This is a genomic window from Halomonas sp. OfavH-34-E, assembly GCF_024124525.1.
In the GTDB taxonomy this organism is placed as follows: Bacteria; Pseudomonadota; Gammaproteobacteria; order Pseudomonadales; family Halomonadaceae; genus Halomonas; species Halomonas litopenaei.
In genome coordinates this window covers 37,544-51,009 of sequence record NZ_JAMXRY010000001.1, presented here as the reverse complement: position 1 = coordinate 51,009, position 13,466 = coordinate 37,544, and the positions used below count along the sequence as shown (strand labels likewise).

The 13,466-nt window shown below is 64.3% G+C and carries 11 protein-coding genes; 10 read left to right on the top strand and 1 reads right to left on the bottom strand.

Translation table 11 applies throughout. The features are described from left to right. Positions 1-4: 4 nt before the first annotated feature. The 6 genes from murC (at position 5) to lpxC (ending at position 6,847) form a co-directional block, all read left to right on the top strand. Positions 5-1,417, top strand: coding sequence for a UDP-N-acetylmuramate--L-alanine ligase (murC, locus tag NH448_RS00225; protein ID WP_045993379.1), 1,413 nt, complete (start codon positions 5-7; stop codon positions 1,415-1,417). Then, the gene (locus NH448_RS00220) at positions 1,414-2,340 is read left to right on the top strand and encodes a D-alanine--D-alanine ligase (protein WP_045993380.1); all 927 of its coding nucleotides are present in this window, start codon (positions 1,414-1,416) and stop codon (positions 2,338-2,340) included. The genes murC and NH448_RS00220 overlap by 4 nt, the downstream gene beginning before the upstream one ends. Before the next feature lies 1 nt (position 2,341). Further along, positions 2,342-3,067, top strand: coding sequence for a cell division protein FtsQ/DivIB (locus tag NH448_RS00215; RefSeq protein WP_213228687.1), 726 nt, complete (start codon positions 2,342-2,344; stop codon positions 3,065-3,067). A gap of 230 nt (positions 3,068-3,297) precedes the next feature. Then, positions 3,298-4,587 (top strand): cell division protein FtsA, encoded by a 1,290-nt coding sequence (gene ftsA / locus NH448_RS00210; RefSeq protein WP_045993382.1) that lies wholly within the window; start codon positions 3,298-3,300, stop codon positions 4,585-4,587. A 34-nt stretch (positions 4,588-4,621) separates the two neighbouring features. Next, positions 4,622-5,809: a cell division protein FtsZ gene (gene ftsZ / locus NH448_RS00205; protein WP_045993383.1), complete on the top strand. Its 1,188-nt coding sequence runs from the start codon at positions 4,622-4,624 to the stop codon at positions 5,807-5,809. A 126-nt stretch (positions 5,810-5,935) separates the two neighbouring features. Continuing rightward, entirely contained in the window at positions 5,936-6,847 is a 912-nt protein-coding gene (gene lpxC, locus NH448_RS00200; protein WP_045993384.1) for a UDP-3-O-acyl-N-acetylglucosamine deacetylase, read from the top strand. Between the two features lie 265 nt (positions 6,848-7,112). Here lpxC and NH448_RS00195 read toward each other — a convergent pair whose 3' ends face one another. Then, positions 7,113-7,589, bottom strand: a complete 477-nt coding sequence (locus tag NH448_RS00195) for a DciA family protein (RefSeq protein WP_045993385.1) — start codon at positions 7,587-7,589, stop codon at positions 7,113-7,115. A gap of 163 nt (positions 7,590-7,752) precedes the next feature. Here NH448_RS00195 and NH448_RS00190 point away from each other — a divergent pair, with 163 nt between their 5' ends. From NH448_RS00190 to NH448_RS00175, 4 genes are all read left to right on the top strand, one after another. After that, the gene (locus NH448_RS00190; protein ID WP_045993386.1) at positions 7,753-8,097 is read left to right on the top strand and encodes a hypothetical protein; all 345 of its coding nucleotides are present in this window, start codon (positions 7,753-7,755) and stop codon (positions 8,095-8,097) included. Positions 8,098-8,167: 70 nt separating this feature from the next. Then, a complete protein-coding gene (gene secA, locus NH448_RS00185) occupies positions 8,168-10,909 on the top strand; it encodes a preprotein translocase subunit SecA (protein ID WP_045993387.1) in 2,742 nt (913 codons plus the stop codon). A 76-nt stretch (positions 10,910-10,985) separates the two neighbouring features. Continuing rightward, positions 10,986-12,203, top strand: a complete 1,218-nt coding sequence (argJ, locus tag NH448_RS00180) for a bifunctional glutamate N-acetyltransferase/amino-acid acetyltransferase ArgJ (RefSeq protein WP_253028313.1) — start codon at positions 10,986-10,988, stop codon at positions 12,201-12,203. Positions 12,204-12,437: 234 nt separating this feature from the next. After that, complete coding sequence (locus tag NH448_RS00175; RefSeq protein ID WP_045993389.1) at positions 12,438-13,385, top strand: Nudix family hydrolase; 948 nt, start codon at positions 12,438-12,440, stop codon at positions 13,383-13,385. Positions 13,386-13,466: the final 81 nt, after the last annotated feature.

Sequence of the window (13,466 nt, the reverse complement as noted above, 5' to 3'; positions counted from 1 at the left end):
CGGCATGCGGCGCATTCGTCGTATCCACTTCGTCGGCATCGGCGGCGCCGGCATGTGCGGCATCGCCGAGGTGCTGGCCAATCAGGGCTACCAGGTCAGCGGCAGCGATCTGCGTCATTCGTCGGTGGTGGCGCGACTCGAACAGTGCGGCGCCCAGGTGTTCATCGGACACGCTGCCGAGCACGCTGCCGGTGCCGATGTGGTGGTGGTATCCACCGCCGTGGACGCGGACAACCCGGAGCTTGTGTGGGCCCACGAGCATCGCGTGCCGGTGGTACGTCGCGCCGAGATGCTGGCCGAGCTGATGCGCTTCCGTCACGGCATCGCCGTGGCCGGGACCCATGGCAAGACCACCACCACCAGCCTGACCGCCACTCTGCTCGGCGAGGGCGGGCTGGACCCGACCTTCGTCATCGGCGGCAAGCTGACCAGCGCCGGTACCAACGCCCAGCTTGGGCAGGGCGACTACCTGGTGGCAGAGGCGGACGAGTCCGATGCCTCCTTTCTGCACCTGCAGCCGATGGTCAGCATCGTCACCAATATCGATGCCGACCATATGAGCACCTATGGTGGCGACTTCGAGCGTCTCAAGCACACCTTCATCGAGTTTCTGCATAACCTGCCGTTCTACGGACTGGCGATACTGTGCATCGATGACGACAACGTGCGTGGCCTGCTCGACCGCATCAATCGCCAGTTCGTCACCTACGGCTTCTCCGACGACGCCGACTATCGCATCGAGAACTTCACCCAGAGTGCCGGCGAAGTCCGCTTTACCGCAGTGCGGCCCGGCAACCTCGAGGATCTCGATGTCAGTCTGGCCATGCCGGGCCGTCACAATGCGCTCAATGCGCTGGCGGCGATCGCCGTGGCCAGCGACGCCGGGGTCGACGCCGAGGCGATTCTGCGGGGACTCGCGAGCTTTGCCGGGGTTGGCCGTCGCTTCCAGGTACACGGTCACTTCGCCGCGCCGAACGGTGAAGGTGAGGTGATGCTGGTGGACGACTATGGTCATCACCCCCGCGAGGTGGAGATGGTCATCAAGGCGGTGCGCGATGGCTGGTCCGAGCGCCGGCTGGTGATGGTCTACCAGCCCCATCGCTACTCACGCACGCGCGATCTCTACGAGGACTTCGTCAGGGTGCTGTCCGGCGTCGATACGCTGGTACTGCTCGACGTCTACAGTGCCGGCGAAGCCGCGCTGCCCGGCGCCGATGGTCGCAGCCTGGCGGGTTCCATCCGTCAGCGTGGCGAAGTCGATCCGATCTTTGCTCAGGACAAGGCGGAATTGCCGGCGCTGCTGGCCAAGGTGCTCAGACCCGGCGATATCCTGATTACTCAGGGCGCCGGTGACGTGGGTGGCATCTCCCAGCGTCTGGCGGATGCCCAGCTTCAGTTCGACGAGGTGATCCTGTGACACGACAAGTACAGTCCTACGGCCATGTGGTGGTCATCTACGGTGGCCATAGCGCCGAACGAGAAGTGTCGCTGAACAGCGGTGCCGCCGTGCTGGCGGCGTGTCAGCGCCAGGGCCTTGAAGTGACCGGCTATGACCTTGCCGAGGGCGGCGTTGCCGGGCTGCAGGCGCTGAACCCCGATCTGGTGTTCATTGCCTTGCACGGCAGGGGAGGGGAGGACGGCTGTCTGCAGGGGGCCCTTGAGCTGGCGGGAATCCCCTATACCGGCAGCGGTGTTCTGGCCTCGGCGCTGGGCATGGACAAGCTCAGGACCAAGGCGCTGTGGCAGACCCTGGGTCTGCCGACGCCCGAGAGCGTGCTGCTGTCGCCCGAAGCCGACTGGAACGAGGTGGCCGACCGACTGGGTCTGCCGCTGGTGGTCAAGCCGGTCCATGAAGGTTCGACCATCGGCATCAGCATCGTCAACAGCCGTGATGAACTCGAAACCGCCTATCGTGAGGCCGCCACCTTCGATACTCGGGTGATGGCCGAGCGTTTTGTGTCGGGAGACGAATTTACCTTGTCGGTACTTGGCGACAGCGCGCTGCCGGCCATTCGCGTCGAGGTGCCCAGCGGCTTCTACGACTACGAGGCCAAGTACCTGTCCAACGAGACGCTTTACCACCTGCCCTGTGGTCTGGATACCGAGCAGGAGACCGCGCTGGGCGAGCTGTGCCTGGCGGCGTTCGAAGCGGTGGGCTGTCAGGGCTGGGGCCGCGTCGATGTGATGCGCGACGCTGAAGGTCGGTTCTGGCTGCTCGAGGTCAATACCGTGCCCGGCATGACAGATCACAGTCTGGTGCCCCAGGCGGCGGCCCATGCAGGCATCGACTTCGACGAACTGGTCCTGCGTATTCTCGATACCGCCAGGGAGCGCGGCTGAGATGGCCAGGCGCGGCACCTGGCTTGGCGTCGTGCTGCTGGCTGCCCTGGTGGGCGCCGGTGGCAAGGCGCTGTGGTTGTGGCTGGATCGGCCCATCGAGCGGGTGTCCATCGGTGGTGAGTTGCACCACGTGGACGCCAGCTATCTCAAGGGCCAGCTGGCGCCGCTGGTCAGGGGCCGCACCTGGCTGTCGGTGGACCTGGAGGCGCTGCGTGAGCAGGCATTGCAGGTGGGCTGGCTCAAGGAGGTGCGTATTCGTCGCGAGTGGCCCAATGCACTGACCTTCGAGCTCGAGGAGCAGCGCCCGGTGGCGCGCTGGAACGACGATCAACTGCTCAACGGCGATGGCGAGCCCTTTGTCTATGCCCCGGTGGAGCCGCCCATGGGACTACCGGATATGGCGGGACCCGGTGGCGCCGGTCCCGAGGTGCTGGCCTACTTCGATGACCTGGGGCAGCGGCTGGACAAGATGGGGCTCGGGATCGACCAGCTACGTCTGGAAGCCCGCGGCGCCTGGCGCTTTCAGCTGGACAGCGGCGTCTGGATCATGCTCGGCCGTGGAGATCTGGACGCCCGCCTCGGGCGCCTCGAGGCGGCCTGGCGGCGTGAACTGGGTGAGGTCGCGTCGCACATTCGCTACATCGATCTGCGCTACCCCAACGGCGTCGCCGTGGCCTGGCATGGCGAGACGGAGCCGGTCGATGATGAGGCCGCGACTCGCGGTTAACGAAAAGACGGCATGGATCAGACGCGAGAACGGAATTATATGGCGACACTTTTCCGGCCATCGGCAAAGTTTTCTCGGTTTCTTTTGTTTAAATGTGTCCGTATCGTGGAATGAATGTACGCCCCGGGCTGGTCGAACAAGCGCTATTGTTCCTATAATCGTCCCAGGTTTTTTTATAACAGAGGCAGGTTCCGAGGTAACGGAATCCGTTCAAGGAGATTTCCCGGCTCATGGCAGGTCCATCCAACGTGTCCAATATGGTAGTCGGGCTGGATATCGGAACATCCAAGGTCGTCGCGATCGTGGGGCAACCCACCGACGATGGTGGTATCGAAATTGCCGGTATCGGCTCTCATCCCTCCCGTGGCATGAAGAAGGGAGTGGTGATCAATATCGAATCCACGGTCCAGTCGATTCAGCGTGCGGTTGAAGAAGCTGAGTTGATGGCCGGTTGCGACATACATTCGGTTTATGTGGGCATTGCCGGCAGTCATATCAGTTCCATGAATTCCGATGGGGTCGTGGCGATCAAGGAGCGCGAAGTTGCGCCTTCCGATATCGAGCGAGTGATCGACTCGGCGCGGGCCAGGGCCATTTCCGAAGGGCAGCGGGTGCTGCACGTGTTGCCCCAGGAGTTCGCCATCGACACCCAGGGCGGTATCCGTGAGCCGCTGGGCATGTCGGGTGTGCGTCTGGAGGCGCGAGTTCATCTGGTGACCGCCGCGCTCAACGCGGTACAGAACATCGAGAAGTGCGTGCGTCGCTGTGGGCTCGACGTCGACGCCATCATCCTCGAGCAGCTGGCTTCCAGTCATGCCGTGCTGACCGAGGATGAGCGTGAGCTGGGCGTCTGCATGGTCGACATTGGCGGGGGCACCACCGATATTGCGGTATTCACCGAGGGCGCCATTCGCCACACTGCGGTGATACCGATCGCCGGTGACCAGGTCACCAACGATATCGCCATGGCGCTGCGTACCCCGGCTCAGTATGCCGAGGAGATCAAGGTCAAGTACGCCTGTGCGCTGACCCAGCTGGCTTCCAGCGACGAAATGATCAAGGTACCGAGTGTCGGCGACCGTCCCGCCAGAGACCTGTCTCGACAGTCGCTGGCCGAAGTGGTTGAGCCGCGTTACGAGGAATTGTTCACCCTGGTGCGCGACGAACTGCGCCGCAGCGGCTTTGAGGATCTGGTCGCCGCAGGGGTGGTGTTGACCGGTGGCACATCACGCATGGAAGGTGTGGTGGAGCTTGCCGAAGAGATATTTCACATGCCGGTCAGGGTCGCTTGTCCGCAGAATGTGAGGGGCCTGGCTGACGTGGTGCGAAATCCGATTTATTCGACGGGTGTCGGTTTGTTACATTACGCTCTACATGAGGCCCGTCAGGGTCGTGTCCACCAGGGGCAGGGTGGCACCATCTCGTCGCAATCGAGACGCGAGGACGTCTCCCGGCGTGGACCAGAGGAAAGGACTCCGGCGCTGGAAAAGATCAAAGGCTGGTTCAAAGGAAATTTCTGAAAGGGCCGCACAAGCGGCTCAGGAGACGGGGCAAATGTTCGAAGTCGTAGATAGCGCGCCCTCAAGCAGCGCGGTCATAAAGGTCATCGGCGTCGGTGGCGGCGGCGGCAATGCCGTCAATCACATGGTCGAGAGCAGCATCGAAGGGGTGGAGTTCATCTGCGCCAATACCGATGCCCAGGCGCTCAAGCGCGTCTCCGCCAAGACCGTGTTGCAGCTCGGCAGCGAGATCACCAAGGGGCTTGGCGCCGGTGCCAACCCCGAAGTGGGTCGTCAGGCCGCGATGGAAGATCGTGAGCGGATCGCCGAGTTGCTCGGTGGCGCCGACATGGTCTTCATCACCGCCGGCATGGGTGGTGGTACCGGCACCGGCGGGGCACCGGTGGTCGCCCAGGTCGCCAAGGAGCTGGGCATCCTGACCGTCGCGGTGGTCACCCGCCCGTTCCCCTTCGAAGGCCCCAAGCGCATGCGCGCAGCGGAAGAGGGCATGAAGGAGCTGTCCGAGCATGTCGACTCGCTGATCACCATTCCCAACGAGAAGCTTCTGTCCGTGCTTGGCAAGAGCGCGACACTGCTGACTGCCTTCAGCGCCGCCAATGACGTCCTGCTGGGTGCCGTACAGGGTATCGCCGAGCTGATCACCAGCCCGGGCATCATCAACGTCGACTTCGCCGACGTGCGCACCGTGATGTCAGAGATGGGCATGGCGATGATGGGCACCGGTGGTGCCACCGGCGAAAATCGCGCACGCGAGGCCGCCGAGAAGGCGATCCGCAGCCCGCTGCTCGAGGATATCGATCTGCACGGCGCTCGCGGCATCCTGGTCAACATCACCGCTGGGCCGGATCTGTCGATCGGTGAGTTCAACGACGTCGGCGCCACGGTGCAGGAGTTCGCTTCCCAGGACGCCACCATCGTCGTGGGTACCTCCATCGACATGGACATGACCGACGAACTGCGGGTCACCGTGGTCGCGGCGGGTCTCGACAATCAGGTGTCACGCCAGCAGAAGCCGGCGGCGCAGCAGCAGGTTCGTCGTCCCGAGGCGCGCCAGCGTCCTCAGCAGAGTGCGATCAATCGCGCCCAGGGCGGCGCCGGTGTGGCCGCAGCGAGCAAGCCAGAGGCGCAGGAATCACCGCGACCGCAGGCCGAGAAGCGCAAGTCTCAGGAGTTGGACGATTATCTCGATATTCCCGCCTTCCTGCGGCGTCAGGCGGACTGATCGAGAGCAGAGTGCGCGAAATTTCCGGGGTGCAGGGATCGAAAGGCGATGTTTTTTTGTTGAAACGTCCGTTTGGTGTTATAGTGAACGGTGTTTGATAACCAACGACTGCCTGGCGACTGCACAATGATCAGACAACGTACCCTCAAGAATGTCATCCGCGCCACGGGCGTGGGACTGCACTCCGGCAAGAAGGTCTACCTGACGCTTCGCCCCGCGCCGGTGGACACGGGCATTGTGTTCGTGCGCACCGACCTCGAGCCGGAGGTCCGCATTCCCGCCCAGGCGTTGAATGTGACCGACACCACTCTCTGCACCGCCCTGTCTCAGAATGGTGAGAAGGTCGCGACCGTGGAGCACCTGATGTCCGCCTTCGCGGGTCTCGGCATCGACAATGCCTACGTAGATGTGAGCGCGCCCGAAGTGCCGATCATGGACGGTAGTGCCGGACCCTTTGTGTTCCTGATCCAGTCCGCCGGGATCCAGGAGCAGAGCGCGGCCAAGAAGTTCATCCGCATCAAGCGTGAGATCAAGGTCAGCGAAGGCGACAAGGAAGCCGTCTTCCTGCCCCATCAGGGCTTCAAGGTCTCCTTTGCCATCGACTTCGATCACCCGGTGTTCGAGGACCAGAAGCAGACCGCCATGGTCGACTTCTCCACGACGTCCTTCGTCAAGGAGGTGTCTCGCGCGCGGACCTTCGGCTTCATGCGTGATCTCGAGTACCTGCGCTCGAACAACCTGGCGCTTGGTGGGAGCCTCGACAATGCCATCGTGGTGGACGACTACCGCATCGTGAACGACGGTGGTCTGCGCTACGACGACGAGTTCGTCAAGCACAAGGTGCTGGACGCCATCGGTGACCTTTACCAGCTCGGTCACAGCCTGATCGGCGAGTTCCGTGGCGTGAAGTCCGGTCACGCGCTGAACAACCAGCTGTGTCGTGCGCTCATCGAGCAGCCCGAGGCCTGGGAGATCGTGACCTACGAGAGCGAAGCCGAATCGGCGCCGATTTCCTACGCGGCACCGGCCATGGCGTGATGCGAGCCTCGGTGATGGCCAGGCCAAGGTTAGCCCCGCAGATCGCCAGTCTTCCGTAGCAACTTGTCTTCGGCCATCACTCGCTTGAACGCCGCCCCTCGGGGCGGCGTTCTGCTGTCTGGGGTTTCATATTCGCGTCATGTTCACGTCGTGTTCGGCGTCACCAAGCGGCGCGGGCAGGGTCGGGAGGCCGCGGCGCTGCCTTGTGGGTACCCCCGTGAGTGGCCCGGGAGCGGCGATTCATGCGCGGGGAGCGCCGATGGGGCTAGGCGTCGTCTTTCCCTGAAGGCGACTCGGCGTGGGCCGCCAGGCGCTCCAGGGCGCGCTTGAGTCGCGGATCCTCGACATCGGCGGCGCAGCTCGAGAGCTCGTCACCGGCCTGGGCGGGCAGGCGCCTTACCTGGCGCGGCGCCACCTTGGCCGGGCGCACCGGGCGTACCTTGAGGTGGAAGCCGGTCACCGCCTGGAACTCCGGCAACTGGTGCAGGCAGTCGAGCAGACGCGGCTGTTCGTAGCGCAGACGGGTCAGCCAGGCTGCGCCATCGGTGATCAGGGTCAAACGGCCGTCACGGAAGCCACCGACAAACAGGTGTTCCGCCAGAGTGGGCGAGAGTTCATTGCGCAGATGCTCCTGAGCGCGCTCGATCAGGCGCGCCATGCGCATCAGTCCGCCCAGTTCGCCGCGGCCCTGAAGAAGCCCTGTCATGGACTGGGCGCGGAACCGCTTAACCTTTATACTCATGTGCTTGTGTCTTGGGATGCCCCAGGATCAATGAATTTGTCGCTCGGCGGCGTTCGTCTGTGGAACGCAGGTGTCATGGCCGTTTGCATGATGGCCGCTCGAGTGATGGGCAGCCGGCATGGCGCCGGCCCGAGACTAGCACGCCAGGGAGTTCCCCGACAGCATGACTGCCATCGACCCACATCGCTGCTGCCCCCGCGAGGCTCGTGCCCGTCGGGTGGCCAGATGGTGGTTGGCAGGGCTGCTGGTGGGCTGCCTGCTGCCGGCGAGCCTGAGCGCCGCCGAATCTCCTCGAGCCACCGAGCGACTGGTGCAGATCTGCATCATGGCGCCGGCGGTCATCCGGGCCCATACCATGCTCAAGGCCTGCCGCCATCGGCTGGCCCGACATCCCCTCAAGACCCTGCCCAAACCATCGTCCCCGTCGGTGGCCTGGTCGGCGCCGATACTGGTGCCGGTGGCCGCCCTCGACGTGGTGTCTCGCCGGGGTCCTCCTGACATCGCCTGAATTCGATGAAGCGTGACGGTCGCCAATGCCTGGCGGCCTCTTTTTCAGGTTCCAGATTTCAGGAAGTTTCATGATCAATTCTCTGCTGCGTAAAGTCGTCGGCTCCAAGAACGACCGCGACGTCAAGCGCATGTCCCGCCAGGTTCGCGCCGTCAATGAGCTCGAGCCGAGCCTCGAAGCCCTCGATGACGCTGCGCTGGCCGCCCGCACCGCTGAGTTCCGTGAGCGTCTGGCGGCCGGTGAGTCGCTCGATGCCCTGTTGCCCGAAGCCTTTGCCACCGTGCGCGAGGCCAGCAAGCGGGTGATGGGCATGCGTCACTTCGACGTACAGCTGATCGGCGGCATGACCTTGAACCGCGGCCGGATCGCCGAGATGAAGACCGGTGAGGGCAAGACCCTGGTCGCGACCCTGGCGGTGTACCTCAACGCCTTGCCCGGCAAGGGCGTGCACGTGGTCACGGTCAACGACTACCTGGCCCGGCGTGACGCCAACTGGATGCGCCCCCTGTACGAGTTCCTCGGCCTGTCGGTAGGCGTGATCTACTCCGGCCAGACCTCCGAGGAGAAGCGTGACTCCTACGCCTGCGACATCACCTACGGCACCAACAACGAGTTCGGCTTCGACTACCTGCGCGACAACATGGCGTTTTCGCTGGAAGACAAGGTTCAGCGGGAACTGCACTTTGCCATCGTCGACGAGGTGGACTCCATCCTTATCGATGAGGCGCGCACGCCGCTGATCATCTCCGGTGCGGTGGACGAGAACACCGAGCTGTACAAGGTGGTGGATCGGCTCGCCAGGGAGCTCACCCCCTGCACCGACGAGGAAGATCCCGAAAGCGGCGACTTCACCCTCGACGAGAAGCAGAAGCAGGTCGAGGTGACCGAGCGCGGCCACCACAAGGTCGAGGAGCTGATGCGCGCCCAGGGGCTGCTCGGCGAGGACGACTCGCTCTACGCCGCCCAGAACCTCAACCTGTTGCAGCATATGCACTCGGCGCTGCGTGCGCGCCACCTGTACCACCCTGACGTCGACTACATCGTCAGCGAGGGACAGGTGGTCATCGTCGACGAACACACCGGGCGTACCATGCCGGGACGTCGCTGGTCAGAGGGCCTGCACCAGGCGGTGGAAGCCAAGGAGGGTGTGACCGTCCAGCGCGAGAGCCAGACCCTGGCCTCCACCACCTTCCAGAACTACTTCCGCCTGTACGAGAAGCTGTCCGGGATGACCGGTACCGCCGATACCGAGGCCTTCGAATTCCGTCAGATCTACGGGCTCGATGTGGTGGTCATCCCCACCAACAGGCCGCTGGCGCGCAAGGACATGAACGACCTCGTCTACCTCAGCGCCGAAGAGAAGTTCGAGGCGATCATCGAGGACGTCAAGGTCCAGGTCGAGGCCGGCCGTCCGGTGCTGGTGGGTACCGCGTCCATCGAGACGTCCGAATACCTGGCCGAGTTGATGCGCAAGGCGGGCATCGACTTCAACGTGCTCAACGCCAAGCAGCACCAGCGCGAGGCCGAGGTTATCGCCCAGGCCGGGCGCCCAGGTGCGGTGACCATCGCGACCAACATGGCCGGTCGTGGTACCGATATCGTGCTCGGCGGCAACTGGGAGGCCGAAGCGGCCAAGCTGGAAAACGCCAGCGACGCCGAGGTCGAGGCATTGAAGGAGGCCTGGCGCGAACGCCACGAGGCGGTGCTGGCCGCCGGTGGTCTGCACGTCATCGGCTCCGAGCGCCATGAGTCACGGCGCATCGACAATCAGCTGCGTGGTCGTAGTGGCCGCCAGGGCGACCCGGGCTCGACCCGCTTCTTCCTGTCGCTGGAAGACAACCTGATGCGTCTGTTCGGTTCCGAACGGGTGCAGAAGCTGATGCAGGCGCTTGGCCTGGAGCGGGGCGAGGCCATCGAGCACAAGATGGTGTCCAACGCCGTCGAGCGTGCTCAGAAGAAGGTCGAGGGACGCAACTTCGATATCCGCAAGCAGCTGCTCGAGTACGATGACGTGGCCAACGATCAGCGTCGCGTGATCTACGAGCAGCGCAACGAGATCCTGGCCGCCAGCGACGTCTCCGACAACGTCATGGGCATTCGTGAAGAGGTGCTGGACGAGGCCATCAGTGCCTACGTGCCGCCCCAGAGCCTGCCCGAGCAGTGGGACCTGGCGGGGCTCGAGGCTCACCTCAAGAGCGAGTACCAGTTGGACGCGCCGGTGGTGCAGTGGGCCGAGGAGGACGAGCGCTTCCACGAGGAGCAGCTGCGCGAACGCCTGCAGACCCAGCATCGCGAGACCTACCAGGCCAAGGTCGCCATCGCCGGCGAGGAGCTGATGCGGCGCTTCGAGAAGCAGGTCATGCTGCAGGTGCTGGACACCCGCTGGAAGGAACACCTGCAGTCCATGGACCATCTGCGTCGTGGTATCCATCTGCGTGGCTACGCTCAGAAGAATCCGAAGCAGGAGTACAAGCGCGAATCCTTCGAGCTGTTCCAGAACCTGCTGACCAATATCAAGGCCGACGTCACCCGTATCCTCAGTCACGTGCAGGTGCGTGCCCCTGAGGAGGTGGACGCCCTGGAGCGTCAGCGTCGCGAGGCCCTGGCCCGCGAGAGCGCCCAGGCGGCCAGTCGCCACGACGCACCTGCCGCGACGGACGCCGAGATGGCCGACGAGGGCGGCGAGCGTCACGTCAACGAGGTTGCCGATCAGCGCCCGGTGCGTCGAGACGCCCCCAAGGTTGGCCGCAATGATCCCTGCCCCTGCGGCTCCGGCAAGAAGTACAAGCAGTGCTGCGGCAAGCTCAGCTGAGCAAGCCTCGCAACCCATGACGACGGCGACCCCGGGCTTCAAGGCCTGGGGTCGTCTTTGACGCAAGGAGAAAACAATGGCAGTCGGTGACAGCATTTTTCCGGCAATGGGGCCGATCCCCGGGGTTCGCCTGGGCAGTGCCATGGCGGGCATCAAGAAGCCGGGCCGGCGTGATCTGGTGGTGATCGAGGTGGCCCCGGGCGCCAGGGTGTCCGGCACCTTTACCCGCAACGCCTTCTGCGCGGCGCCGGTCCATGTGGCCCGCCAGCATCTGGCCGCGGGCGACGCGGTTCGCTACCTGGTCATCAATACCGGCAATGCCAACGCCGGCACCGGCGAGATCGGCATGCGCGACGCCCACGCCACCTGTCAGGCGCTGGCCGAACTCGCCGAGGTGTCGGCCGACCAGGTGCTGCCGTTCTCCACCGGCGTGATCGGCGAACCGCTGCCGATGGAGCGACTTCTCGGTGGCCTGCCAGAGGCGCTCGACCAGCTCGACGACGGTGGCGACGCCTGGGCTCGGGCGGCCGAAGGCATCCTCACCACCGACACCCGGACCAAGGGCGCGACCCGCCAGGTGACGCTCAAGCAGGGCACTGTCACCCTCAATGGCATCGCCAAGGGGTCGGGCATGATCCGTCCCGACATGGCCACCATGCTGGGTTTTGTCGCCACCGACGCGGCGATCGAGTCCGAGCGTCTTGATGCCCTGCTCAGGGAGGGCGTCAAGCGCTCGTTCAACAGCATCACCGTGGACTCCGATACCTCGACCAACGACGCCTGCATGCTGATCGCCACCGGCCAGGGCGCAGCACTCGCCGATGACGATGACGAGCGGATATTTCGTCAGGCCCTCGATGAGGTGCTGGTGGAGCTGGCCCAGGCGATCATTCGCGACGGCGAGGGTGCGACCAAGTTCGTCACCCTGAATGTCAGCGGTGCCCTGAGCGTCGAGGAGGCGCGCGAGGTGGCCTTTACGGTGGCCCATTCGCCGCTGGTAAAGACCGCGCTGTACGCCAGTGACGCCAATTGGGGGCGTATCCTCGCTGCGGTGGGGCGTGCCCGGGTCGAGGACTTCGATGTCGATCGGGTGACCATTGATCTGGGCGATGTGCGCCTGGTCGAGAACGGTGGGCGTGCTGAGGGCTACAGTGAGGACGCCGGCAGTGCGGTGATGGCGGCAGAAGAGATCACCATTGCCATCGATCTGGGGCGTGGTGACGCTGCCGCGCGGGTGTGGACCTCCGACCTGTCCCACGACTATGTATCGATCAACGCCGACTACCGCAGTTGATTCCGCATGGGTTCGTCGGCGGCAGATGAATCTCGGCCGGTGAATCGGTATCCTGTGTCGTCTTTTTTGCCTGTCCGGCGGGTAGCGGTGGAGCCGATCCATCGGCGATGCATCAGCGGCAGATGAATCTCGGCGAGCGAATCGGTATCCTATGCCGACTTTTATCGCCCTCCCGACTGAAAACTGGTGCGGGCGTGGCCCGCGAACCGAAGCTGGTATTGTTGAATGAACACTATGGTGAAGAGAAGGGTGCACGTGGCGGCGGCCGCCATCATCAGCCCGAACGGTGACGAAGTGCTGCTGGCCCGGCGTCCTTCCAATGTGGACCACGGCGGCCTTTGGGAGTTTCCCGGTGGCAAGCTGGCGCCCTACGAGACCGGGCTTGAGGCGCTCAAGCGCGAGCTGCACGAAGAACTCGGCATCGAGATTCGTCGCGCCCAACCGCTGATTCGCATCCACCACGAGTACTCCGACAAGCACATTCTGCTCGACGTCTGGCAGGTCAAGGACTTCTCCGGTGAGCCCTTCGGTCGCGAAGGACAGGCGGTACGCTGGGTGCCCATGGGCGAGCTGATTGGCTATCCCTTCCCGGCCGCCAACCTGCCGATCCTGCGTGCGGTGATGCTGCCCTCGGAATACCTGATCAGTGACGAGGAAGCCGACGAGGACGCCTTTGACGCCAAGCTCGAGCGGGCCCTCGAGGAAGATGGCGTGCGTCTGGTTCAGCTGCGCGCCAAGACCCTCGACGAGGACGCCTACGTGGCCCGTGCGGAGCGTGCCCTGGCGCTGTGCCGTCGTTACGGTGCCAAGCTGATGCTCAACGGTGAACCGGAGCTGCTCGAGCGGATCGATGCCGATGGTATCCATCTGACCAGCGAGCGGCTGATGGGCCTGGAGCGTCGCCCCATCGCCGAGGCCAAGTGGTTGGCGGCCTCGACCCACGACAAGGCCCAGCTCGACCAGGCCCACGCCATTGGCTGCGACTTCGTGACCCTGTCACCGCTGCGCACCACTCCGTCCCATCCGGAAGTGGCACCGATCGGCTGGCATGACTTCCAGCAACTGGTCGAACGCGCCGGCATGCCGGTCTACGCGCTGGGTGGCATGACGCGCCACGACGCCAGCCATGCCCGCGCCGTGGGGGCCCAGGGGATCGCGTCCATCCGTGACTTCTGGCGCTAGGGCATTGGCGAAAAGGGCCAGCACCGGCCGTTAGCTACCAGATGCAAGAAACCCCGCCAGGGAGACCTGGCGGGGTTTCTT

Coding starts and splice junctions, on each gene's coding strand:
- murC (WP_045993379.1), top strand. CDS start 5: ATGCGGCGCATTCGTCGTATCCACTTCGTCGGCATCGGCGGCGCCGGC.
- NH448_RS00215 (WP_213228687.1), top strand. CDS start 2,342: ATGGCCAGGCGCGGCACCTGGCTTGGCGTCGTGCTGCTGGCTGCCCTG.
- ftsA (WP_045993382.1), top strand. CDS start 3,298: ATGGCAGGTCCATCCAACGTGTCCAATATGGTAGTCGGGCTGGATATC.
- ftsZ (WP_045993383.1), top strand. CDS start 4,622: ATGTTCGAAGTCGTAGATAGCGCGCCCTCAAGCAGCGCGGTCATAAAG.
- lpxC (WP_045993384.1), top strand. CDS start 5,936: ATGATCAGACAACGTACCCTCAAGAATGTCATCCGCGCCACGGGCGTG.
- NH448_RS00195 (WP_045993385.1), bottom strand. CDS start 7,589: ATGAGTATAAAGGTTAAGCGGTTCCGCGCCCAGTCCATGACAGGGCTT.
- NH448_RS00190 (WP_045993386.1), top strand. CDS start 7,753: ATGACTGCCATCGACCCACATCGCTGCTGCCCCCGCGAGGCTCGTGCC.
- secA (WP_045993387.1), top strand. CDS start 8,168: ATGATCAATTCTCTGCTGCGTAAAGTCGTCGGCTCCAAGAACGACCGC.
- argJ (WP_253028313.1), top strand. CDS start 10,986: ATGGCAGTCGGTGACAGCATTTTTCCGGCAATGGGGCCGATCCCCGGG.
- NH448_RS00175 (WP_045993389.1), top strand. CDS start 12,438: ATGGTGAAGAGAAGGGTGCACGTGGCGGCGGCCGCCATCATCAGCCCG.